The organism is Qipengyuania sp. HL-TH1 (assembly GCF_036365825.1).
In the GTDB taxonomy this organism is placed as follows: Bacteria; Pseudomonadota; Alphaproteobacteria; order Sphingomonadales; family Sphingomonadaceae; genus Qipengyuania; species Qipengyuania profunda.
Map to the genome: position 1 here is coordinate 2,779,039 of NZ_CP142675.1, position 20,946 is coordinate 2,799,984.

Annotated in this window: 19 protein-coding genes, 1 tRNA gene and 1 pseudogene; 16 read left to right on the plus strand and 5 right to left on the minus strand. The window is 63.2% G+C overall.

Annotation, left to right across the window (positions count from 1 at the left end):
- Window positions 1-29: 29 nt before the first annotated feature.
- Entirely contained in the window at window positions 30-3,827 is a 3,798-nt protein-coding gene (locus VWN43_RS14135) for a hypothetical protein (protein WP_320181300.1), read from the minus strand.
- A gap of 775 nt (window positions 3,828-4,602) precedes the next feature.
- Window positions 4,603-4,679: transfer RNA gene (locus VWN43_RS14140), tRNA-Arg, on the minus strand.
- 310 nt (window positions 4,680-4,989) lie between these two features.
- Here VWN43_RS14140 and VWN43_RS14145 point away from each other — a divergent pair.
- The 9 genes from VWN43_RS14145 (at window position 4,990) to VWN43_RS14185 (ending at window position 13,459) form a co-directional block, all read left to right on the plus strand.
- Window positions 4,990-5,388, plus strand: a complete 399-nt coding sequence (locus tag VWN43_RS14145) for a hypothetical protein (protein WP_320181299.1) — start codon at window positions 4,990-4,992, stop codon at window positions 5,386-5,388.
- A 95-nt stretch (window positions 5,389-5,483) separates the two neighbouring features.
- Window positions 5,484-5,963, plus strand: a complete 480-nt coding sequence (locus VWN43_RS14150; RefSeq protein WP_320181298.1) for an MmcB family DNA repair protein — start codon at window positions 5,484-5,486, stop codon at window positions 5,961-5,963.
- Between the two features lie 49 nt (window positions 5,964-6,012).
- Entirely contained in the window at window positions 6,013-6,729 is a 717-nt protein-coding gene (locus VWN43_RS14155; RefSeq protein ID WP_320182160.1) for a sterol desaturase family protein, read from the plus strand.
- On the plus strand, window positions 6,693-7,181 hold the full coding sequence (locus tag VWN43_RS14160; protein WP_320181297.1) for a DUF2141 domain-containing protein: 489 nt from the start codon (window positions 6,693-6,695) through the stop codon (window positions 7,179-7,181). The genes VWN43_RS14155 and VWN43_RS14160 overlap by 37 nt, the downstream gene beginning before the upstream one ends.
- Before the next feature lie 102 nt (window positions 7,182-7,283).
- Entirely contained in the window at window positions 7,284-9,290 is a 2,007-nt protein-coding gene (locus VWN43_RS14165) for a PAS domain-containing protein (RefSeq protein ID WP_320181296.1), read from the plus strand.
- 59 nt (window positions 9,291-9,349) lie between these two features.
- On the plus strand, window positions 9,350-10,453 hold the full coding sequence (locus tag VWN43_RS14170; RefSeq protein ID WP_320181295.1) for a phosphatase domain-containing protein: 1,104 nt from the start codon (window positions 9,350-9,352) through the stop codon (window positions 10,451-10,453).
- Window positions 10,454-10,461: 8 nt separating this feature from the next.
- Window positions 10,462-11,364: an alpha/beta hydrolase gene (locus VWN43_RS14175; protein ID WP_320181294.1), complete on the plus strand. Its 903-nt coding sequence runs from the start codon at window positions 10,462-10,464 to the stop codon at window positions 11,362-11,364.
- A gap of 11 nt (window positions 11,365-11,375) precedes the next feature.
- Window positions 11,376-12,755, plus strand: a complete 1,380-nt coding sequence (locus VWN43_RS14180; RefSeq protein WP_320181293.1) for a M48 family metalloprotease — start codon at window positions 11,376-11,378, stop codon at window positions 12,753-12,755.
- Between the two features lie 17 nt (window positions 12,756-12,772).
- On the plus strand, window positions 12,773-13,459 hold the full coding sequence (locus VWN43_RS14185) for a DsbA family protein (RefSeq protein ID WP_320181292.1): 687 nt from the start codon (window positions 12,773-12,775) through the stop codon (window positions 13,457-13,459).
- Window positions 13,460-13,463: 4 nt separating this feature from the next.
- Here the strand turns inward: VWN43_RS14185 and VWN43_RS14190 are convergent, their stop codons facing one another.
- Window positions 13,464-14,075, minus strand: a complete 612-nt coding sequence (locus VWN43_RS14190; RefSeq protein WP_253521138.1) for an HD domain-containing protein — start codon at window positions 14,073-14,075, stop codon at window positions 13,464-13,466.
- An 82-nt stretch (window positions 14,076-14,157) separates the two neighbouring features.
- On the opposite strand from VWN43_RS14190, the gene VWN43_RS14195 reads away from it, so the two are divergent.
- The 6 genes and pseudogenes from VWN43_RS14195 to VWN43_RS14220 all read left to right on the plus strand — a co-directional run bounded on the left by VWN43_RS14195 (window position 14,158) and on the right by VWN43_RS14220 (window position 18,843).
- On the plus strand, window positions 14,158-15,390 hold the full coding sequence (locus tag VWN43_RS14195) for a sensor histidine kinase (protein WP_253521136.1): 1,233 nt from the start codon (window positions 14,158-14,160) through the stop codon (window positions 15,388-15,390).
- Window positions 15,387-16,184, plus strand: coding sequence for a LytR/AlgR family response regulator transcription factor (locus VWN43_RS14200; RefSeq protein WP_253521134.1), 798 nt, complete (start codon window positions 15,387-15,389; stop codon window positions 16,182-16,184). Before VWN43_RS14195 ends, VWN43_RS14200 begins: the two co-directional genes overlap by 4 nt.
- Before the next feature lie 98 nt (window positions 16,185-16,282).
- Window positions 16,283-17,150: pseudogene (nadC, locus tag VWN43_RS14205) on the plus strand (carboxylating nicotinate-nucleotide diphosphorylase).
- A gap of 43 nt (window positions 17,151-17,193) precedes the next feature.
- Window positions 17,194-17,619 (plus strand): hypothetical protein, encoded by a 426-nt coding sequence (locus VWN43_RS14210; protein WP_320181290.1) that lies wholly within the window; start codon window positions 17,194-17,196, stop codon window positions 17,617-17,619.
- 89 nt (window positions 17,620-17,708) lie between these two features.
- A complete protein-coding gene (locus tag VWN43_RS14215; RefSeq protein WP_253521126.1) occupies window positions 17,709-18,143 on the plus strand; it encodes a hypothetical protein in 435 nt (144 codons plus the stop codon).
- Complete coding sequence (locus VWN43_RS14220) at window positions 18,130-18,843, plus strand: ribonuclease T2 family protein (RefSeq protein WP_320181289.1); 714 nt, start codon at window positions 18,130-18,132, stop codon at window positions 18,841-18,843. Before VWN43_RS14215 ends, VWN43_RS14220 begins: the two co-directional genes overlap by 14 nt.
- A 126-nt stretch (window positions 18,844-18,969) precedes the next feature.
- Here the strand turns inward: VWN43_RS14220 and VWN43_RS14225 are convergent, their stop codons facing one another.
- Window positions 18,970-19,425 carry a nucleoside deaminase gene (locus tag VWN43_RS14225; RefSeq protein ID WP_320181288.1) on the minus strand — a complete coding sequence of 152 codons (456 nt, stop codon included), beginning with the start codon at window positions 19,423-19,425 and terminating at the stop codon, window positions 18,970-18,972.
- A gap of 157 nt (window positions 19,426-19,582) precedes the next feature.
- Here VWN43_RS14225 and rpmB point away from each other — a divergent pair, with 157 nt between their 5' ends.
- Window positions 19,583-19,873: a 50S ribosomal protein L28 gene (gene rpmB / locus VWN43_RS14230; RefSeq protein ID WP_320181287.1), complete on the plus strand. Its 291-nt coding sequence runs from the start codon at window positions 19,583-19,585 to the stop codon at window positions 19,871-19,873.
- A 54-nt stretch (window positions 19,874-19,927) separates the two neighbouring features.
- Here rpmB and VWN43_RS14235 read toward each other — a convergent pair whose 3' ends face one another.
- Window positions 19,928-20,908, minus strand: coding sequence for an esterase-like activity of phytase family protein (locus VWN43_RS14235; protein WP_320181286.1), 981 nt, complete (start codon window positions 20,906-20,908; stop codon window positions 19,928-19,930).
- Between the last annotated feature and the right edge of the window lie 38 nt (window positions 20,909-20,946).

Genomic DNA, 20,946 nt, shown 5'->3' on the forward strand with positions numbered 1-20,946 from the left:
GCCGTGAGGCGCACACTACAGGTACTCAACTAAGGCTGAGGTGCCCAATCGACCTCTTTCACTGAGTCTATTCGGACAAATCTGGCATCTTTCGATTCACTCGCAATGACAAACGTCATGGGCTGCGGCACATCTACGATCACCAACCCATGCACTTGCGGAACTTCAGGCAATTTGTTGCGCTTGGCGAGATCGGCGGCATGTTGCCGCACATATGCAACCCGGTTGAGGTGCCGCAGGAGGTTGTCTGGCTTACCATTTGGCAATGTTAGCCCGCGATATTCAGACAAGCGTCTCGCCGTCTCGGAAAGCGTCCGGCACAGTTTGATATCCTTAGCTTCGATAACCCAAGCATGTTTCCCATCCGGAGAAAAAGCGAGCACATCAATGTCACCCAAGCGCTTCAATCCATCCGTGGCCTTGTGGTTCAGACAAGCAGATGGCTTCACTGACGCCGCCGCTAAAAGCCCTTGCGCTTGCACCGCTGCCGCCACTCTCTCATTGAACTCCATGCCGGACCGTTCGCCCGCATGGCCAACATAACTGCGCATTGCCTTGCTGACCCAGAAGTTGCCTTGAAGTCCGCCTGCTGACGCTCCGGCCACATTGTGCCGTGCAGCGCGTTCAACGATGCCGGGCGCTATCGCGAGCAAGGGATTGTCATCCGGCGTCATTGCTACCAGCGGTCGTCCGATGATCGAGAAACGACGGTCGAACCTGCTGATGTCGAAGTCGAGCTTGCCAGCACCTTCAGGAATATCGTCCCACCCATCCCGACAAGGTAAGGTTAGCCGGTCAATCAGTGGGGCGAAATCGGGAGCACCTTCGATCTCCATTGCCGACAACCGAGCAAGCAACTCTGACCGGGGTATTTCAAATGCCGATTTCTGCAACTCGATGCCAATTCTGACGAGAAATTCCCCCAACTGGACGAATATCTCTGCTGGCACGCCATACTCCGCTTGAAGTGCATTCAGGAACTGCGGATCGGGCGTACCCGGAGCTGGATCGCGTGCTTCGTAGAGCCTGTCATATGCATCGCTTTGATCGGCCCGAGCCTGTGAATGCAGCAAGCGCACCGTCGAGCCGAGAGCGGCTTCCCCAAACTCATGATCATGCAGCAGATGTCCGGTTGGGCTGATCCGAAGCTCTGCCTTGATCTGCCCTCCGCGCAGCGCAGGAATAAGATCAGAAACTGCGAAAATTTGAAGAGCGAGCGCCTGCAATTCGTCGAAGTCGATTGTTCCCAATTCGTAGCCGCCATCGAGCGTGGCTTGCGATCCGGCGATTTCGGTCAGGATTGAACAGGCGCGGATGGTGGCGTTGATATGGTTGCGTTGCTCGAAGCTTGCCTTCTGGTCTCCATCCACGCCGTGAATAACACGTAACGCGCGCGCGCTGGTTTCCCAGCTGCGCTGTTCAGCGAGCGCGATCTGATATTGCTCAAGTGCGGTCAGGACGACCGATTCACGATTGTACCTGCTGATTGTCTGACATAGCGATGCCAGCAATTCAGCCTGCAACCTACTTAGAAAATCGAAGCAGTCGTCCTGGCCTTCGATGATCTGCCCCGGCTTCGCACCGGGCACAGAGAGCGCCGAACCGCATTTGACAAGTGCTGCGGCTGAAAGCGGCACATGCCGATAACGTTCATTGACCAGTCCGTGCGCCCGCAAAATCTCGATAGGGCGCTCTGCAATCAGCGCATGTCGCCAGCGAAGATCCAAGGAACCTACAACGCGCCGGACTTGTTCTAAGGCGTCTTCCGTTGTGACCTCAGTGCCCCGAAGTTCAGCGATGCATCGCAGCAGCGTAGTAGCGAGGATGATTTCTGCAAAATTGTCTGAACGCCGCAGCCCATGATGCCACTTTGCGGCGATATGCAATTCGGCGGATTGACCTTCGGTCATTATGCAATAGGAAATTGCGTCACGCACCTCTTGGTCCGCAACGGTATCAGTTAAATGATCTGCGTCCGGTTGCTCGATATGTAATGTAATGAGAAGAGGTCGGTCTCCCTTTGGCAAGATTGCGCCTGATTGGGGTGCCGCAACGATTTCCACCCAGCGAAGGATGGTGCGCCAGTTCTCGTATTCGTCGTAAGTTCGTGGGCCGGTTACGTCGCGCGACACCCACACTGGCCACTCTCCTGACAGAACAACGCCAAGCAATTCCCCACGCTGTACGGCATCTATGCAGGCATAAACTGGTTCAAGTCGTTCAAAATGTGATCGTGGATCAACTCGCATCACCCGGCGAACAGTACCCTCAGGGAATGGCACAGCGCGGCGGTCACTGGCTTGAGCCGATTCCACTCGCGCCGAGAAAAGTCGATCTGAACCGAAGTTGATGACACACGGCGGAACTAACTCCACCTCATCTTCTGGGACGAGCGCATGATCGCTCTCTTTCCACCACTGGAACAGATTCAGAAAGCCACTTGGGTTTTGCAGCTCAAAACCCATGCCATGCACGATCCGATCAATTAGCCATATGCGGCGGAGATCGGGTAGCTTGGCATCGTCTAGCGAGCCAAGAGTGATGGCTTCAACTGGCTGCATATACTGAAACTGCCAGCCTCGTAGATCGAGCGGCACCTCGAATTCGAGCATGCGACCCTGACCCCAGCCACCGAGCAACAGGATGGTCATGCCGTCCTTGAAGCCCGGATTCTTCCGTGCTGCGTCACGGGCAAAACGGGCACCCTCGAACACGGTTTCGAAGAATTTCTCTCCGTATTCAGTCATCCCACTAAAACCCTGAGCGGCCCAGGTCTGGAAGCCGTCCATGGACAGCACAAAATGCACAAAGTGCCCGCGCGAGACTTCAGTCACTTTTTGACGGACGACTTCATTTCCTGCGAAAGAGTCGGGCCCTTCTGTCAAGTTTTCAAAGCCACCAGCACGTAGCCTGACGGCCTCCTCTGCCAGCATATTACGTTGCAGCCTTCTGGCCATGCCGTGCGTCGCCGCCTCGTTGATGAGGTGGCCACGAGCGGCAACAGTAATCGAGCCTGGGGCAATCAGCGTGATGCCGTCTGCGTCGGCCAGCAGCGGCTTGAAGTCGACCAGCGCATTGCCGATGGGTTGATCAGCAATTGAGGGTGCGGGTTCATCCGGCAGCACGAAAGGCGTCAACAGCAGTGCATCGGGAATGATCTCCTCGACCTCCTGCCATGACAATTTCATTCTGGTTGCGCTGTCATTTAAGCGACGCTGGCTTGGCAATTTGAGCTTATGGGCAGGCTGCCCGGAACCGGGAACCCAGCGCTCCAGCTCCGCTCGGCGAATGATCACGTCGCCAATCAGTAACAACGCCTGTGCACCTGCAAGCACATCTAGCTTTGGCTGGCCGTCTGGAAGTTCTGCGAATGCCTCCAGCACGACTTCAGTGTGAAAGGCAGGATTTTCCCACGTGGATTGAAAAGTCAGAAATTCACCATCGCGGGTAACTACCGGCGCAACGAAGAAGTCCTCGATAGGGTCTTCCAGCCGAGTGACGTCTGCTTTCTTTAGCGAGACATTGAGCAGCATCGCCAGTTTTTCCCGATTGAGCTTCTCTTTGCCATCGGCAAAAGCGGCAATCAGTCGCATGGCCCAATCTAGTCGAATTGTGTTGGCATGAAATTCGGGCGTAGCCTGCAAACCAGCCAGCAATGAGAGTGTGTGCTTACGATCAATGCGGGTCAGCCATGCCTGCAATTTTGGGTGCTTCTCGCAGATTTCGCGCGGGAACGATGGAGGACGCATGCTCTCAAGCAGCGCTTCGATGTCGAAATCTGCGCTATCCAAGGGAAGGGCGTCGCCAGCATTTTCAGGTCGAGTCATACAGCCACTTGTTGTTTATGTTTTGTTCGTCGCGCAAGTTTCTTTTGCACAGCACACTTTCGTCCTTGCAAACCGCCGAGCGAGTCGGGGGGCTGCCCTTGCGGGCGACCTGCTCTATCCGCTGCGCGGACCGGGCCTGTAGTCCCGGCCCATTTGGGTGACGATCAGGAGCAGCTTCAGATTGAGCGGGAGATTCTGGAGGACGCGCTCTGTCCCACACATCTTGCGATGTGCTCCTGAGGGCGCGGCGTTCTCGAGCTAACCCGCAGGCACTCTTGCCTCTCTTATTGCCGGACGCCCGCTGGCCCACAGGTCCGCGCGCAGGACGTTCGTCGGCTTCGCGCCGCGCAAGGGTGCCGTCGTTTGTCCGGATCGCGGGTGCGATCCTTGCGCGGGAACGCCAAGGGCTTCGCCCTCTCGTTCCCGAAACCGTAAATAGACGCCCCCGTGTTGCGGGCTGTGCCCGCCGGCCCGCGCCAGGGCAGCGATTTCCGGTTTTCCCTCCCCCTCCCATCCTCGCCGGAAGGCAGGCGGCATGGCAAAGCTATGCGCGCCGGACGAGTGTGCGGCAGTGGATACGGATGAATTTGCGTGTGAAGGACTTGGTGTGTTGCACATTCTGGAATAAGCGCCACGCCAGTCATCGCCGGATGGCGCGAGACCGGCGGCCCCGAGCTCACCAATACACAGCTCTGAATTAAAGGACTGACACGTTTGCTTGGTGCCGACACGCCGTGCGGGACGAAGCCGATAAGACGACTAACGATTATAAAAGTGGTGCACCCGACTGGATTCGAACCAGTGGCCTTCGCCTTCGGAGGGCGACGCTCTATCCAGCTGAGCTACGGGTGCTTAGTGCTTACTCGGTGCTTACTCGGAAGGAAGTGCGATGTGAACCCAATTCGCAGTGCCAGAATAAGCCTCTGTAACTTAACAGTAATCTCCAAAATATCTTGGTATTCTTAGCCTTGACACCTGCCTTCGGAGGGCAGCGCTCTATCCAGCTGAGCTACGGGTGCTTCCGATGCCTTTCGGCGAGCGGGGCGCTTAGCAAAGCGCGGTCGCGCTCGCCAGCCTTAAAACGCCAGCCTCGAATCAAGCGCGGCGCTCGCGATGCGCGCGTTAGGCTTTTCGCAAGACTGGCTTCGTACCTTCCACGGTCATGAGCGCGATGCCCCACGAATTCGACCTGGCCCACGCCACCATGCTGCCGCCCGCCGACAAGGGACCGCGCGCGGCGCCCAATATCGGCATTCTCGCCGCCCAGTGGGAAGCGGTGCACGAAGCGGCTGCTGCAGTGGGCAATCTGGCCCAGCTCGGGCGCGAGTCGGTGACACCCGAAATCGAGCAGCTGCCGCACCGCGCGGCCGAGCAGGGTGGCTGGCACTATGAAATGGTGGCACACGGGATCGAAGACCTCGCCGCCGTGATGCAGCCCGGTTTGCGCGCGCTGCTGTCGCTCACGGCGCAGGGCCAGGATACGACGGCTGCCGCGCTGACGCTGTGGCGCGAGTTCCACACCGCGCGGACGGCTATCCTCGACCTCATCGACGCTGGCTGAACGCTCCGCCCCGCCAGTATCGACTGCGCTGCCCGGATAGCCGGCTCAGCAGATAGCCCCTTGACCATGTTCGCTCTCTGTTCCAGTTCGGGGGCATGACGGATTCGGTAACCACAGCGGAAACGGCGGCAGTTGTCGCACGCGGCATTGCCCGACTTTTTGCTCGCAACGACATCTGGTGCCTCGCGGAAATGCCGCTGCGGAACGGCCGGCGGGCGGACCTGATGGGTATCGATCCGAAAGGCCGCGTGGTCATCGTCGAGATCAAGGTCCAGCGCGGCGATCTGCTGGGTGACGGGAAATGGCCCGACTATCTCGACTATTGCGACCGCTTCTACTGGGGCGTGCCGCCGGGGCTCGATCGCAGCCCGCTGGAAGGCGAAGGCTATCGCCCCGATTGCTGCGGCATCATCGTTGCCGATGGCTATGACGGCGAGATCATCCGCCCTGCGCCGCTCCACCCGCTGGCCGCCCCGCGCCGCAAGGTCGAGGTCGAACGGCTTGCGCGTACTGCACTGCGCCGCGCGACCGTTGGGCTGGACCCGCAATGCGCGCCCTGGGGCACACCCGACTAGCACTTCGCCTGTTCCCCCGCAGCCCGCGGCAGACTAAGGTCTGCAGATGATGTCGGCCGCCATCCTCCTTTCCGTTCTCGCAATGACTGCGATCGTGGCGCTGCGCTATCTCGCCGCGAGCGGGATCTTCGCTGCAGTCACGCAGCGCGTGCGGCCCGGCTATCACGCCAGGCTCGGACCGCAGATCCGCCGGGAAATCGGCTGGTCGCTCGCCTCGGCGGCGATTTACGGCATTCCCGCGGGCGTGGTCGCCTGGGGGTGGCAGGAGCGCGGCTGGACGCAGATCTATACCGGGTGGAGCGACTATCCGCTGTGGTACCTGCCGCTCGCGCCGCTGCTGTTCCTGCTGGCGCATGACACATGGTTCTACTGGACCCACCGGCTGATGCACCGGCCAGCGTGGTTTCGCACGATGCATGCCGTCCATCATGCAAGCCGCCCGCCGACCGCCTGGGCGGCAATGAGCTTCCACCCATGGGAGGCGATTACCGGAGCGGTGGTGATCCCCGCACTGGTCTTTCTCATCCCGATCCATGTCGCCATGCTCGGCTCGGTATTGCTGGTGATGACGGTGATGGGCGTCACCAATCACATGGGCTGGGAGATGTTTCCCCGCCGGCTGGTTCACTCGGCGTTAGGCGGCTGGCTGATAACCGCCAGCCACCACCAGCGTCATCATGAAGAGTACAGATGCAATTACGGCCTCTATTTCCGCTTCTGGGATCGCTTGTGCGGCACGGATCGCGGGCTCAGCCCCAACGCCTGAACCGCAGGGCGGCGCTCGCGCTGCTGCCGCTGGGTGCAGCGCTGGCAGCCGCGACACCGCCGCAGCCCAAAACCGGCGCGACGATTACCGTAACGGTGACCGAACTGCGCAATGCCAAGGGCGTGGTGCGCGCCTGCATGACCACCGACGAAGACCAGTTTCCGCGCTGCCGCGGCGTGCCTGGGGCGCATGGGGCAACGGCGCCGGCGCATGATGGCAGCGTGTCCTTCACCTTCACCAACGTCAAACCGGGGCGCTACGCCGTTGCGCTGCTTCATGACGAGAACGCCAATGGCAAGGCCGACCGCGCGCTGGGCATGATGCCGCGTGAAGGCTTCGGCTTCTCGCGCGATGCCAAGGTGCGCATGGGCCCGCCCAGTTTCGCCGACGCGGCGGTCGATATCGGCGCGGAAGATCGCGGGCTCACCATCCGGATGCGCTATATGCTTTGAGGTCCCGCGCGCTGGTCATATCCGCAGGCAATACGCTTTACGATATGTTTACCACGCGCGCCGCATACCCCTGCAGAATGAGTAAAATGCGGGGACTACGCAGTGATTGACAGGCTAGGCGGCTATTTTGGCTCGCGCGATGCGGAGGAGGACTTCGACGACGACTATGTCGAGGAGTCCGACGCCGAGCTCGATCCGCCGCCCTCGCCGGTCGGACAGGACGAGCGCCGCATGCAGGTGCGCGCCTACAACCACTGGGCCAGCCTCCTCGGCGATCTCGACTTTCCGCATATTGCTGACCTCCACCCCGAACAGCTGGGCGATTTCGGCCCCTATTCGGTGCTGCTCGACCTGGCGGACAATGTCGACGATCCGATGGTCCGCTTCGTCGGCGCCGAACTGGCGTATGAATGCGATTTCGACGGCGGTCCCGCGCTGCTGTCGCAAGTACCCGGACGTTCGGTACTGAGCCGGATCACCGACCATTACATGCAGATCCTCGCCAACCAGGCGCCGATCGGCTTCGAGGCCGAATTCATCGATGCGAGCGGCGTACCGGTGCTCTATCGCGGGATCCTGCTGCCCTATTCGAGCAACAACCAGACGATCGATTTCATCTACGGCGTGATCAACTGGAAGGAAATGGCCGACCAGCAAACCGCCGACGAGCTCTTGCTGGCGATCGACCGGTCGCTCGGGAGCGCACCGGACTACGGCAACACCGTCGAAACCGCCGAAACGCTGACGACCAATGCGCGCGCCGAATATGGCGAAGACGTGCTCGAACTCGGGAACGCAGAGATGATGGAAAGCCATGGACACGGCGCATTGCCGCAGCCCGCATTCGGTTCGCTCGATGACGAACCGGAAGAGGTCGCGGTGGAAGCAAGCGCCCGCCCCGCTCCGTCCGGCCCGCGCCTCGATGCGCTCGGCAATCCGCTGGGCAGCCCGATTGCCGACGACATTGGGCCGGGCGACGATGGCCCCGAGTTCGACAACAGCATCAAGACCGCCGCCGATTACGGCCTGCCCGAATGGGACGAAGAGGAAGAAGGCGAGGACGATGTTGCCGATGTCGTCAATCCACTGGCCGATGAAGAGACATCGAGCAGCCTGATCTCGCTGGTAAGCCGCGGCGAGCGGGCCAAGAAGAGCGTCGACCTGACGGGCGACGAGGCTGCGCCGCCCATACCGCAGGCCTTCCATGGCGAAGACGCGGCGTTCCCGCCGCCCATGCCCACCGCCTACGAGGCTCCCGCTGGGCACTGGCTCGAGCCGATGGCCGAGACGGACGAGGGAGAACCCGAGGGAGACGACACCGAATTCGCGATCGTCGCTGGCGGGGAAGTGGACGATTACGAGCCGGCATTCGCGGACCAGCCGCTATACGACGAGCCGGATGTACCCACCGCACCGCTAGACGAAGCCATCGGCTACGCTGCCGAAGAAGGGCCTCGCGACGAGGCTCAGGCCGAAGCGCCGGTCGAGGAGGATAGGGCCGCCCCCGAAGGCCTATACGACAGCCTCGCCGCAGCGCGCGAAATGGCGCAGGCCGCGCAGAGCACCGAAGATCGCAGCCGCAAGACGCTGTATGCCGCGGTTGGCCGCGCCTATGATTTCAGCCTCGAGGCACAGCACAACCCCGCCGAATTCGACGAGTTGCTGGCGAGCAACAGCCTGACCTATCAGGACCGCGCGCCGATGACCCCGGTGGTCAAGCTCGTCTTCGGCGCCGATTACGATAAGACCCGCCTCACCGAATACGCCGCCGTGCTGACGCATGCCCACCGCGTGGGTGTCGAACGCGGCACGCTCGCCACTTTCCTGCGCGAGGCCGAAGGCGGCCTCAAGGGCATCGTCAATGAAGAACGCCGCCTGCGCAAGGAAGAGCAGGGCAAGCCGGTCGAGGACAAGAAGGCAGTCCGCGCCGGTCTTGCACGCAAGCTGCGCGCACTCGACTCGCTGTCGCTCGACGAGCTGGGCGGGGACGGCGCCGAATTCGCGCTGGTCATGGTCCGCCGCACGCCCGACGGCGACGTGGAAGTGATCGGCGAAGTGCCCGAGGATGTGCCGCTGGTCGAACGCGCCGCGCGCAAGCTGCTCGGCTAGAAACCCGCTCCGGACAAAAGGCTTGTCGCCCCCGCGCTGCACCGGCTAGCGCGGGGGCGATGCCGTTTCTGCCTACCGCGCCCGTCCGTATCCAGCCCTATTTCGGTTATCGGAACCGCAGCCGCCTGCGCCTTACCGCGCGGGCCTTGCGATCCCGCGTGGGCAAGTTCGAGAAACGCGGCAAATGGCGCGCGGCGAAGACCATGCTGGGGCAGTTCGCCAGCCACGAAGTCGCCGAATTCCCGGTCGAGCTCGAAATTGCGCGGCCGGGCGAGGCAAGCCAGCGCCACCAGGGGCTGACCGATGGCGAGGGCTTCGTCCATTTCGATATCCGGCTCGATCCCGAGTGGGAATATGATGTGCACCCCGCCTGGGAGACGGTGGTCATCCACTGGCAGGCCAATGGCGCGGACCAGTGCCTCGATGCGCATGTCCTCGCGCCTGGAGACGACACCGGCCTCGCGGTGATTTCGGACATTGACGATACGATCATCGAAACCGGGATCACCGGCGATTTTCGCGCCGTGCTGCGCAACTGGCGGCGCGTCCTCATGGAAATGCCGGCCGAACGGATTCTCGTGCCCGGGGCGGATGTATTCTACAACGCGCTCGGCGGCGGCAAGGTGCTGGCCGATGGCAGCGGCCATGCCGGGACACGCCAGCCGGCCACCCACCGCCCGTTCTTCTATGTCTCGTCGAGCCCGTGGAACCTGTTCAGCTATCTCGTGACCTATATCCGCGGGCGCGGCCTGCCACTGGGCCCGATCGCGCTGCGTGACTGGGGCCTCAACCGCGATACCTTCGGTTCCTCGAGCCACGGCGCGCACAAACGGGCCGCGATCGACGGCATCCTCGCCACCTACCCAGACATGAAGTTCGCGCTGATCGGCGACGACAGCCAGGGCGACCTGACCGCCTTTGCCGATGTCGCGCTGGAGAACCCGGGCCGGGTCCGTGCGATCTTCATTCGCAAGGTCGGCGAGCGGATGACTCCCGACGAACTAACCGCGAAGGCCAATCTCGAGGCGGCAAAAGTGCCATTATGGCACGGAAACAGCTATGATACCGGGCACAATTTCCTCGCTTCGATCGGCCTGCTCGCCGATGATGAGGCCAAGGCGATCGTCGATACGGTCGAAGCAACGGACCCGGAACTGGCATGAGGCGCACTATGAAAATCCTGCTCGGACTGGTGGTCGTCCTCCTGCTCGCAAGCGGCGCCTTCTTATGGGCGGTCCGCAGCAATGGTCCGGCCGTGCTCGACGGGATCGACCGCGTGACCGGCGGATCGCGCGGGATCACGCTGGTGTCGGATGCGCGTTACGGCGAGCATCCCGCGCAGAAGCTGCGCATCTACGCGCCCGCCGGGGCCGATACACCGCTCCCGATCCTGATCTTCGTCCATGGCGGCAGCTGGAGCTGGGGCGATCCGGACGATTACAGTTTCATCGCCCGCGCGCTGGCACCCGAAGGCTTCCTAGTCGTGCTGGCGGGCTATCGCCTCGCCGAGGACGGGCGCTATCCCGCCATGCTCGAAGATACCGCTGCGGCAATCCGCGAAACCGCGCGGCTGGCGTCGCAATATGGCGGTGATCCGACGCGCATCGTCGTCGCCGGGCATTCGGCGGGGGCCTATAATGTCGTGCAGGTCGCGCTGGAGGAGAAATGGCTCGCGGGCAGCGGTGTGAAGCTCAGCGGCGCAGTTGGCCTCGCGGGGCCCTACGACTTCTTCCCCTATGATAAACCATCGAGCCGCGAAGCATTCGGGTCGGTTGGCGCGGGAAGCGAGACGCAGCCGGTCAATCATGTGCGCGCCGGGGCCCCGCCCATGCTGCTGATCCACGGCGAGGACGACACGCTGGTCAAACCGCGCAACACCCGCGCGCTGGCAGCGGCGCTGAAACAAGCGGGCAGCGCGGTCGAAACGCGCTTTCACGCGGGCTTCGATCACAATGCGCCGCTGATCTCGCTGGCGAGTCCCTGGCGCGGGTCGCGCGATATCGACGAAGCAATCCTCGCCTTCGCGCGGCGGGTGACCGATCTTTCATTTCCGGTTCAGGCCGAAAGGCCTTAGGCTGCGCGCCGATGCGCCTGCTCACCCGCCTCATTGCCTTCCTTGCTGCCGCCATGCTCGCGGCACAGCCGGTCGCCGCGCAAAGCATCCTGCGCGATGCCGAGACCGAGGCTTTCCTCGACGAGATTTCCGCGCCGCTGATCGAGGCGGCCGGGCTCGAACCCGACAATGTCGACATCATCCTGATAAATGATCCGTCGATCAACGCCTTCGTCGCGGGCGGCCAGGCGGTGTATATTCATTCGGGGCTGATCGACGCCGCCGATAGCGCCGAGGAAGTGCAAGGCGTCATCGCGCACGAGCTCGGTCATATCACCGGGGGTCACATCCTTCGTTATGGCGAGGGCGCCGCCGCTGCAACGAAGATATCGCTGCTGTCGATGATCGCCGGAATCGGCGCCGCGCTGGCGGGCGCGGGCGATGCCGCAATGGGTATCATGATGGCGGGACAACAGGCCGCAATGGGCAAGTTCCTGGCCTTCAGCCGGACGCAGGAATCGTCCGCCGATTTCGCCGGGGCGGAATATCTCTCGAAATCGGGGATCTCGGGGCGCGGTTCGCTGGCCTTCTTCGGCAAGCTGCTCAATCAGGAGTATCGCTACGGCTATAGCCAGAGCGACGAAGCGGGGTTCTACCGCACGCACCCGCTTTCGGGCGACCGCATCGCCGCGCTGCGCGAGGTCTATGAAAAGGACCCCGCCTGGGAACGTCCGCGCGATGCGCGCAACCAGGCCAATTTCGAGCGCGTGAAAGCGAAGCTCGTGGGCTATCTCGCCAAGCCCTCGGCCACCTTGCGCGACTATCCTGAAACCGATGCTACGGTCCCTGCGCTCTACGCGCGCGCCTATGCCTATCACCAGAACGCGCGGGTCGACCTCGCGCTCGGCGCAACCGATCAGCTGCTCGCCATTGACCCCGACGATCCGTACTTTCTCGAGCTCAAGGGGCAGGTCCTGCTCGAATCGGGACGGCCCGAGGAATCGCTCGAGCCGCTGCGCCGCGCGACTGCGCTGACCAATTCCGAACCGCTGATCGCCAGCCTGTTCGGCCATGCGCTGATCGCCACCGAAGACCGCGACAATTACGAAGAGGCCGAACGCGTGCTGCGCGCCGCCGTGGGGCGCGACCGTCGCAATCCCTTTGCCTGGTACCAGCTCGGCGTGGTCTATGCCGCGCGCGGCGACACGGCGCGCGCGCGCCTGGCGACTGCCGAACAGCAGGTCATGAGCGGCCAGTATGGCCTGGCGCTACGCAGCGCGCAGGCTGCCGAGGGCGGTCTCGACCGGGGCACACCCGACTGGATCCGCGCGCAGGACATCGGCATGCAAGCGCGTGCACTGCTCGAGCGGCAATGCGAAATGGAGCGCGGTCGCAATTGCGCACCAGGCTGAGAAAACCGAGGGATCCGATGAAAAACAACCTGCTGACCGCGCTGATCGCGCTGGTGTTCGGCTTCGCCGGGGCCGGCCTGTGGTCGCTCTCGGGGCTGGGGCATGGCCATACGCGCGATTACTTGCTCGCCAATCCGCAGATCCTTCCCGAAATGTCCGAAGCCTATCAGCGCAGCGAAGCCGAGGACCGGCTGGCGCAGGTCTCTGGCGAAGTGAAAGAGCCTTTCCAGGGCGCGGTTCTGGGCAATCCGCAAGGCACGAGGGTGCTGGTCAAGTTCACCGATTACGGCTGCACCTATTGCCGCCAGTCGATCGCCGGGATCGATCGCCTGATCGCCGCCGACCCCGAACTCAAGGTGGTGGTCCGCGAATGGCCGATCTTCGACGGCAGCGAACAGGCCGCGCGCATGGCGCTGGCTGCTGCGGCACAGGGAAAGTATCCTGCGTTCTACCACGCGATGTTCGACCAGGGTCCGCCGAGCGATGCGAATGTCGCCCGCGCGGCGCAGATCGCGGGGCTCGACATAGCCGCCGCGGAAGAATTTGCTGCATCCGACGCTGCCACCGGCGAACTCGCGCGCAACATGGCCTTCGCCCGCTCGCTGCAATTCACCGGAACACCCAGCTGGATAGCGGGCGACGAGGTCATCCAGGGGCTGGTGCCCGAACAGCGCCTCGCCGACGCGCTCGCGGCGGAGGGCTAGGCGCTCACTCCGCTTCCATTGCCTTGGCGTACATCGAGGCGAGCGGCCGTTCCATCACCCGGCGGACCATCGGTTCGAAGAATTCGAGCGGTTCGCTGTCATAGGCGGGGTCGAAGGCGGCCTGGTCGTATTTCTCGCAGAAGGTCCGGCACGCTTCGAAATGCGGGTGGTCGGCGAACTTGTCGCGCGCGTTCTGGTCCATGCCGAGGAAGTGGAAATAGTAATAGCCCTGGAAAGCGCCGTGGTTCTGGCAGATCCAGTGGATTTCGTCGGTGACGAAGGGCTTGATGATCGAGGCGGCCACTTCGGGGTGGTTATAGCTGCCCAGCGTATCGCCGATATCATGCAGCAGCGCCATGACCACATATTGCTCGCCCCGTCCGTCGCGATGCGCGCGAGTCGCGGTCTGCAGCGAATGTTCGAGCCGGTCGACGGGAAAGCCGCCGAAATCGCCATGGAGCAGCTTGAGGTGATCGAGGACGCGATCGGGCAGGCCCTTGGCGAAGGCGCGATACTCGCCGCCGATGATTGCCCAATCCTCTGCCGTGCCCTCGCGCATTTCGCGGAACTTGGCGCGTTCGGCTTCCGGATGTTCGATATTTTCCTGCACGCCCATCGCGTCTCTCCCTCGCTTCGGCTGTCGATGACACTGTAGCGACTGGCGCAGTTCGTCGCAATTGCGCTAGAGGGCATGGCCCATGGCAGTCTTGCCCATTCGCCCAACGCCGTTCTTCGCCAATAAGAACCAGGCGTTCTGGAACCTCCAGCTGGCCGGCTGGGGCGGGGCCACCATGCTGCGCGTCATGTCCGCGCTGGCCAATGGCCAACCGCCCGACCGGCTGGTCATCATCCTGATTGCCACGATCACCGGTTTCTCGCTCAGCCTGATCCTCGCGGTGGTCTATGGCAAGCTGATCCGCCAGCGCCCGATCGTGACCTGGGGCGCGACTGCGATGGTGCTGGTCCTCGCGGTGGGCATCTATGCCTTCATCGACAGCTGGGTGCTCGACGTGGCGGGCGCGGCGTCGTCGAATACCAGCTTCGCCAATCTGTTCGTGGGCATCTACTTCTTCGACCTGACGCTGCTCGGCGCGTGGTCGGCGCTCTATTACGCGATCAATTTCTTCCTCCAGGTCGAGGAACAGGCCGACCGGCTCGAACGGCTCGAAGCGCAGGCGACCAGCGCGCAGCTGGCCATGCTGCGCTACCAGCTCAACCCGCACTTCCTGTTCAACACGCTCAATTCGATCAGCACGCTGGTCCTGCTCAAGCAGAGCGAGACCGCCAATGCCATGCTCACCCGCCTGTCGAGCTTCCTGCGCCACACGCTGGTGACTCAGCCGGGCGGCAAGGTAACCGTGGCGCAGGAGGTCGAGACACTGCAGCTCTATCTCGGGATCGAGCAGATGCGCTTCGAGGAACGGCTGCGCTCGAGCTTTCGCGTCGAGCCCGAGGCGGCCAGCGCGCGGCTGCCCGCGATGCTGCTTCAGCCATTGGTCGAAAACGCGATCAAATACGGCGTCAGCCCGCAGGAGGAAGGCGCGGATATCTTCATCGTCGCGCAGATCGTCGGCCCGCGGCTGCGCGTAACCGTGTCGGACACGGGCCCGGGCATGACGATGAACAATATCGAGGCCGGCCTGCCCGCGGTCCGCCCGACGCATGCGCGCCGCGATTCGACCGGAGTCGGCCTCGCCAATATTCGCGACCGGCTGGCGCAGGCCTATGGCGAGGAACACCGCTTCGAAATCCGCTCCCCCGAAAGCGGCGGCTTTTCCGTGCTCATCGAATTACCCTTCGAAAGCGAAGAGGACCCCGCGTTAAGCGCGGCGCAAGCCGCACCCGCGCAGGCGGCCCCGCTTAAGAAACCCGCGGCTTCCCCGGCCGTTGTACCTACACACTCACCCTCGAAAGCACCCCAGACGACATGACCATCCGGACCCTTCTAGTCGACGACGAAAAGCTCGCCATCCAGGGCCTCCAGCTGCGGCTCGAACCGTTCGAGGACGTCGAGATCATCGGCACCTGCCAGAACGGCCGCGAGGCGATTCGCGCCATCAAGACGCAGAAGCCCGATCTCGTCTTCCTCGATATCCAGATGCCCGGCTTCGACGGCTTCTCGGTCGTCCAGGGGGTGATGGAGATTGACCCGCCGCTGTTCGTCTTCGTCACCGCATTCCAGGAACACGCGATCCGCGCATTCGAGGCGAATGCGGTCAATTACCTGATGAAGCCGGTCGACGAGGACAAGCTGGCCGATACAATCGAGCGCGTACGCCAGCGCCTGGCCGAGAAGAAATCGACCGAAGAGGCGGAGAAACTGAAGAGCGTGCTTTCCGAAGTCGCCCCCGAAGCCGCCGAAACGCTCGCGGGCGAGGATGCCGAGGCGGCCAGCCGGTTCGAGAAGCTCATCAACATCAAGGACCGCGGCCAGATTTTCCGCGTCGAGGTCGAAACGATCGAGCATATCGAAGCCGCGGGCGATTACATGTGCATTTATACCGGCGACAATTCGCTGATCCTACGGGAAACAATGAAGGATCTCGAACGCCGTCTCGACCCGCGCAAGTTCCAGCGCGTGCATCGCTCGACCATCGTCAATCTCGACCAGGTGCGGCAGGTGAAACCGCATACCAATGGCGAATGCTTCCTCGTGCTCGATTCGGGCGCCGAGGTGAAGGTGAGCCGCAGCTATCGCGACGTCGTCGCCCGGTTCGTGCACTGAGGATCGGCGCACACGTCTTGGCGTGAGCACGCCCGGTGCCGCGCAGAGCCGCGTCGAGCACCAGCGCGCCTCGCCCGGCCCGTTTCAGGAGCGATTTCATGACTATCACCCTTCCCGGCTTCGAGCTCGACCGGTTCGTGCGCGAAACGCTGGCCGAGGATCTTGGCGATGGGCTGCCGGGCGGCGGCCGCGATGTCACCAGCGAGAGCGTCATCCCCGCCGAGGCGCGGTTTGCTGGGGCCATGGACACGCGCGATGCGATCCATGTCGCCGGTCTGCCGATTGCCGCCGCCTTCTTCCGTGCGCTCGACCCGGACATGGACATCGAGATACTCGTCGAGGAAGGCGCCCAGGTCCCTGCGGGCACCGATCTGATGCGGCTCGAGGGCAATGCCCGCGCCATGCTCACTGCTCACTGCCGAGCGCAGCGCGCTCAACACCGTGCAGCACCTCTCGGGCATCGCGACCATGGTCGCGGACTATGTCGCAGCGATGGACAATCCCGACTGCACCCTGCTCGATACGCGCAAGACCATCCCCGGCCTGCGTCATCTGGAAAAATATGCGGTGCGCATGGGCGGCGCGGCGAACCACCGCATGGGTCTGTGGGACGCGGCGATGATCAAGGACAATCATGTCCTCGTTGCCGGATCGGTGGGCGAGGCGGTCCGCCGCGCGGTCGCGGCCGGGGTGGAGGAAATCATCTGCGAGGTCGACCGGATCGACCAGATCGAGCCCGCGCTTGCCGCCGGGGCAACTCGCCTGCTGCTCGACAATATGGAACCGCCGACCTTGCGCGAAGCGGTGGCGCTGGTCGCCGGACGCGTGCCGACCGAAGCCAGCGGGGGGATCAACCTCGAGACGATCCGCGCCAAGGCTGCCACCGGGGTCGATTACGTCTCGGTCGGGCGCCTCACGCAGAGTGCGCCCGCCGCCGATATCGGTCTGGACTTTACGCCGCTGTAAATTCGGATATTCCTGCGCTTCAGGAACATAGCGAGGGGGTCGCATGAAACCGGCATCAATCAGGAAGTTCGACTGGCTCTATCTCGGATCGGTCGCGATCGGACTGCTCGGGGTGGCGCTCAACTATGGCGCGATCGCCAGCCTCACAGAAGCCGATCTGGCAGGCCAGGGCTATGCCGACATGGGCGCGGGCGTATTGATCGCCGGTGTGTTGTTCGGCATCGCGATCAGCCTCGCGCTGTGGTTCATGATCTCCGTCCTGCGGATCGGGCTGGCCAAGTGGCTGCTTGTCGTCCTCTCCGCGTGGTCGGTAGTGACCTCGGGGGTCGCCATCGTCACCAATTTCGACGCGACGATGGTCTGGGGGCTCGTCAGCACGGTGATGACGGTGCTGGCCATCTGGTTTCTCTTCCAGCCCGATGCCACCGCGTGGTTTGCCGAAAAGAAGGGCGGAAACGGAGCCGAATAGGTCCGCCTTTCGCACGCGGCGGTCGCTATACGCGCCGCAATGTAATACATCCATTCCGGCTTTTGCGGGGTTTCTAAGGGGAAATTGGGGTGAAACCAGGTTCGATCAAACTGTTCGATGTGTTGTTCCCGCTTGCGGCACTGCTGGTGCTCGTCTCGGCGGTTCTGAGTTTCGGAAACCTCGAGGAACGCGCGCTCATCGATTTTGGCGGCGAGGGCGGCGGAGCACGGGGTATGGCGATCTGGATGGTGATCGCGTCGCTGTTCATTTTCGCACTGCTCGCCAGCATCGTCTGGGCCACCATTTCGCTCTTGCGCATGGGGATGGTACGCTACCTGCTGGCGCTGGTCGTGCTCTACGCCCTGTTCCAGAACTATCTCGCCTTCGCGGCGCTGGGGCCGCACCTCGCCGGTTTTGTCGACCTTGCGGCAAGCCTTGTGGCGGGGGCGGCCGTGATCGTGCTGTTTCGTGCCGACGCACGGCAGTGGTTTGCGGAAGATCCCCGCGACCGTGTCGCTCCTTAGGCGGCTGTCGCTACTGCCGCTCGTCGGCATGCTGGCCCATGCCGCTCCGCTGGCGGCGCAGCACTATCAATGCAACCTCCCGCGCGCAGTGCAGGCACCACAAGTCCGGCCCGATGCGGCACCGCGTCCGCTCCCGGTCACCGGCTATACGCTGGCGCTGAGCTGGAGCCCCGAATTCTGCAAGCCGCGCAAGGGGCAGCCGCGCCATGCACGCCAATGCAGCGGGCGGGCGGGCATGTTCGGCCTCGTGGTGCACGGACTGTGGCCCGACAGCGGGCGTAGCTGGCCGCAATGGTGCTCCGCCCAGCGACAACCGCAACCGCGCGAGGTCGCTGCCAATATGTGCATCTCGCCCTCCGCAGCGCTGATCGTGCGCCAATGGGCCAAGCACGGCAGCTGCATGGCCCGGAACCCCGCGACTTACTTCAAGGTCACCCGCATTCTGTGGGAGGGACTGCGCATCCCCGATTACGACCGCGTCAGCCGCGAGGACGATCTGACTGCAGGCACCATCCGCACGCGCTTTGTCGATGCCAATCCCGGCTGGGTGCATGAAGCGGTGGGAGTAAAGCTCAACGCGCGCGGCTGGCTGGAAGAATTGCGGCTGTGTTACGACAAGCGCTTTATGCCGAAAGCCTGCGATCGGACCCGCTTTGGCGCACGCGACGAAGCCCCCGCGAAGATCTGGCGGGGCCTCTAGCGAGTTTCGCTTTGCGGCTGCCTTCAACGGGCGAGGGCAATCGGAGCGGCGCCTAAATCGGGCGCCCCCCTCCGCCAGGAGAGCTCTCATCCGGTCGATTTCAGACGAGGGGTAGCTGCCTTCAGATCACCGCCGGTCGCTGAAAAACGCGCGCAAGAGTTCTGCCGCGCGCGCTTCTCCCATGCCCGAGTAGACCTCGGGCCGGTGCAGGCATTGCGGCTGATCGAACACGCGTGCGCCGTGTTCGACCGCGCCGCCCTTGGGGTCGCTGGCTGCGTAATAGAGCTTGCCGATCCGCGCATGGACGATCGCGCCCGCGCACATCGCGCAGGGTTCCAGCGTCACCCACAATTCGCAATCGGTCAGCCGCTCCTCGCCCAGCGCCTCGGCGGCGAGCCGGATCGCCAGCACCTCGGCATGGGCGGTCGGGTCACGCGTCTCGCGCGGGGCATTGTGCGCTTCCGCCAGGATTTCCCCGCCGCGGGTTATCACGGCGCCGACGGGCACTTCGCCCGCTGCAGCAGACTGCACGGCAAGCTCGAGCGCGCGCTCCATGGGTTGCGGAAGGGTCCAACTGGCCATATCGGCAAGGCGCTAGCCCCCGGTGGGCGCGGGTGCAACGTGCTTGACGATTCGCAAGCTCGCCGCTATGCGCGCCGCTTTCCGGGACAAACACGAGCCCCCGCCCCGCAGCAGCGGCCAAGGGAACTCGCCCAGCCATTTGAACGAGAGACGTATCATGTCGCGCATTTGCGAACTCACCGGCAAGGGCCGCCAGGTCGGTCACAATGTGAGCCACGCCAACAACAAGACCAAGCGGGTCTTCCTGCCGAACCTGCAGAACGTGACGCTGATGAGCGAGAAGCTCGATCGCAGCTTCAAGTTCCGCGTATCGACCCAGGGTCTGCGTTCGGTCGAGCACAATGGCGGTCTCGACAACTGGCTGCTCAAGACTAGCGACGAGAAGCTCTCGGCCAACGCGCTTAAGGTGAAGCGCGAGCTGAAGAAGGCGAATCTCGCTGCCGCGTAAGCCGTCAGCGCTTCGGCGCCAAGGCATCTACGCTGGATCGAAAGGCGCGCGAGGCTACTCGCGCGCCTTTTCGCGTTGGTCCCAGCGCAATTTGAGCAGCAGTGTCCGCTGTAGCGCCATGAAGTTGTCGTCCGAGATCAGCCAGACATGCCGTCCATCGGCATCGTCGGTGATGGTCATGCCCTCGTAATTGTCCTGCGGGATCGCAGTACCGAATTCGGCCAGCAGGCGGGCAGGGATCCTGCCATCGGCGGTGCGCCGGTCGATATCGATTACCGCGATCGCGGTTTCGAATCCGGGCGGAATGCTCAGGGCAAGGCGGCGCAGCAGGATCAGCGCCCGCCCGTCCTCCAGCGGCGTGGCATCGACGGGCCGGTAGCCCCCGGGAATGTCCACGCGCACGCTTTCGGGCTCGGCATCCTCGATCGGATCGGTGGCAAAAAGGAGCGCGACATGGCGCGAGTCGCGCCAGCGCAGCGGACGCTCCTCGATCACGAGGAACCGGCCATCGGCAAAACGGACCAGTGCCTCGGCCCCCGAATTTCCGCCCCAGTCGCGCATCAGCGGCGGACTCACTTCCTCGTCGACCCTCAAATCAGCATGGAAGCGAATGATCGATTTGCGAAATTCATAGCCGCCCCAGACGGTCCCGCTAGCGGGATCGATCGCGAGGGATTCGAGATCGCGTCCTTCCTTCCCGCCCGCCTGATCGTCTCCAAAACGCTCGAGCACGCCGGGCAAGCTGCTGCGATCGGGGCGTTCGAACACCAGCCTGCGCCCAGTGTCGCTGCCCGCCAGGAAGCGATCTCCATCAAGCGTCACCAATGCCGAGAAGCCGCCGAACTGTTTGCGGTGACCGGTCATTTCCCATGCACCCGCAAGGGTGAAGGGGCCCGTGCGGGTCGATTCGAATGCGATGGCAGTGGCTGTGGCCAGCCGCCGAAAGTCGCGCGGGGGTTCAGGCGTGCGTAGCCACGTGCCAGGAGCGATCATGCCAGCCAGCAGGACGGCAAGGAGAAGACGCGAGCGGCGCATGGATGTCGGCCCTCTCGTTCGCCACACTGCGCGCGTCA

Bases quoted from the DNA above. Each gene is read 5' to 3' on its own strand.
- VWN43_RS14155 (WP_320182160.1), top strand. From the start codon at position 6,013: ATGTCGGCCGCCATCCTCCTTTCCGTTCTCGCAATGACTGCGATCGTG.
- VWN43_RS14180 (WP_320181293.1), top strand. From the start codon at position 11,376: ATGCGCCTGCTCACCCGCCTCATTGCCTTCCTTGCTGCCGCCATGCTC.
- rpmB (WP_320181287.1), top strand. From the start codon at position 19,583: ATGTCGCGCATTTGCGAACTCACCGGCAAGGGCCGCCAGGTCGGTCAC.
- VWN43_RS14235 (WP_320181286.1), bottom strand. From the start codon at position 20,908: ATGCGCCGCTCGCGTCTTCTCCTTGCCGTCCTGCTGGCTGGCATGATC.
- VWN43_RS14145 (WP_320181299.1), top strand. From the start codon at position 4,990: ATGAGCGCGATGCCCCACGAATTCGACCTGGCCCACGCCACCATGCTG.
- VWN43_RS14150 (WP_320181298.1), top strand. From the start codon at position 5,484: ATGACGGATTCGGTAACCACAGCGGAAACGGCGGCAGTTGTCGCACGC.
- VWN43_RS14210 (WP_320181290.1), top strand. From the start codon at position 17,194: ATGAAACCGGCATCAATCAGGAAGTTCGACTGGCTCTATCTCGGATCG.
- VWN43_RS14200 (WP_253521134.1), top strand. From the start codon at position 15,387: ATGACCATCCGGACCCTTCTAGTCGACGACGAAAAGCTCGCCATCCAG.
- VWN43_RS14195 (WP_253521136.1), top strand. From the start codon at position 14,158: ATGGCAGTCTTGCCCATTCGCCCAACGCCGTTCTTCGCCAATAAGAAC.
- VWN43_RS14225 (WP_320181288.1), bottom strand. From the start codon at position 19,425: ATGGCCAGTTGGACCCTTCCGCAACCCATGGAGCGCGCGCTCGAGCTT.
- VWN43_RS14135 (WP_320181300.1), bottom strand. From the start codon at position 3,827: ATGACTCGACCTGAAAATGCTGGCGACGCCCTTCCCTTGGATAGCGCA.
- VWN43_RS14175 (WP_320181294.1), top strand. From the start codon at position 10,462: ATGAAAATCCTGCTCGGACTGGTGGTCGTCCTCCTGCTCGCAAGCGGC.
- VWN43_RS14190 (WP_253521138.1), bottom strand. From the start codon at position 14,075: ATGGGCGTGCAGGAAAATATCGAACATCCGGAAGCCGAACGCGCCAAG.
- VWN43_RS14170 (WP_320181295.1), top strand. From the start codon at position 9,350: ATGCCGTTTCTGCCTACCGCGCCCGTCCGTATCCAGCCCTATTTCGGT.
- VWN43_RS14185 (WP_320181292.1), top strand. From the start codon at position 12,773: ATGAAAAACAACCTGCTGACCGCGCTGATCGCGCTGGTGTTCGGCTTC.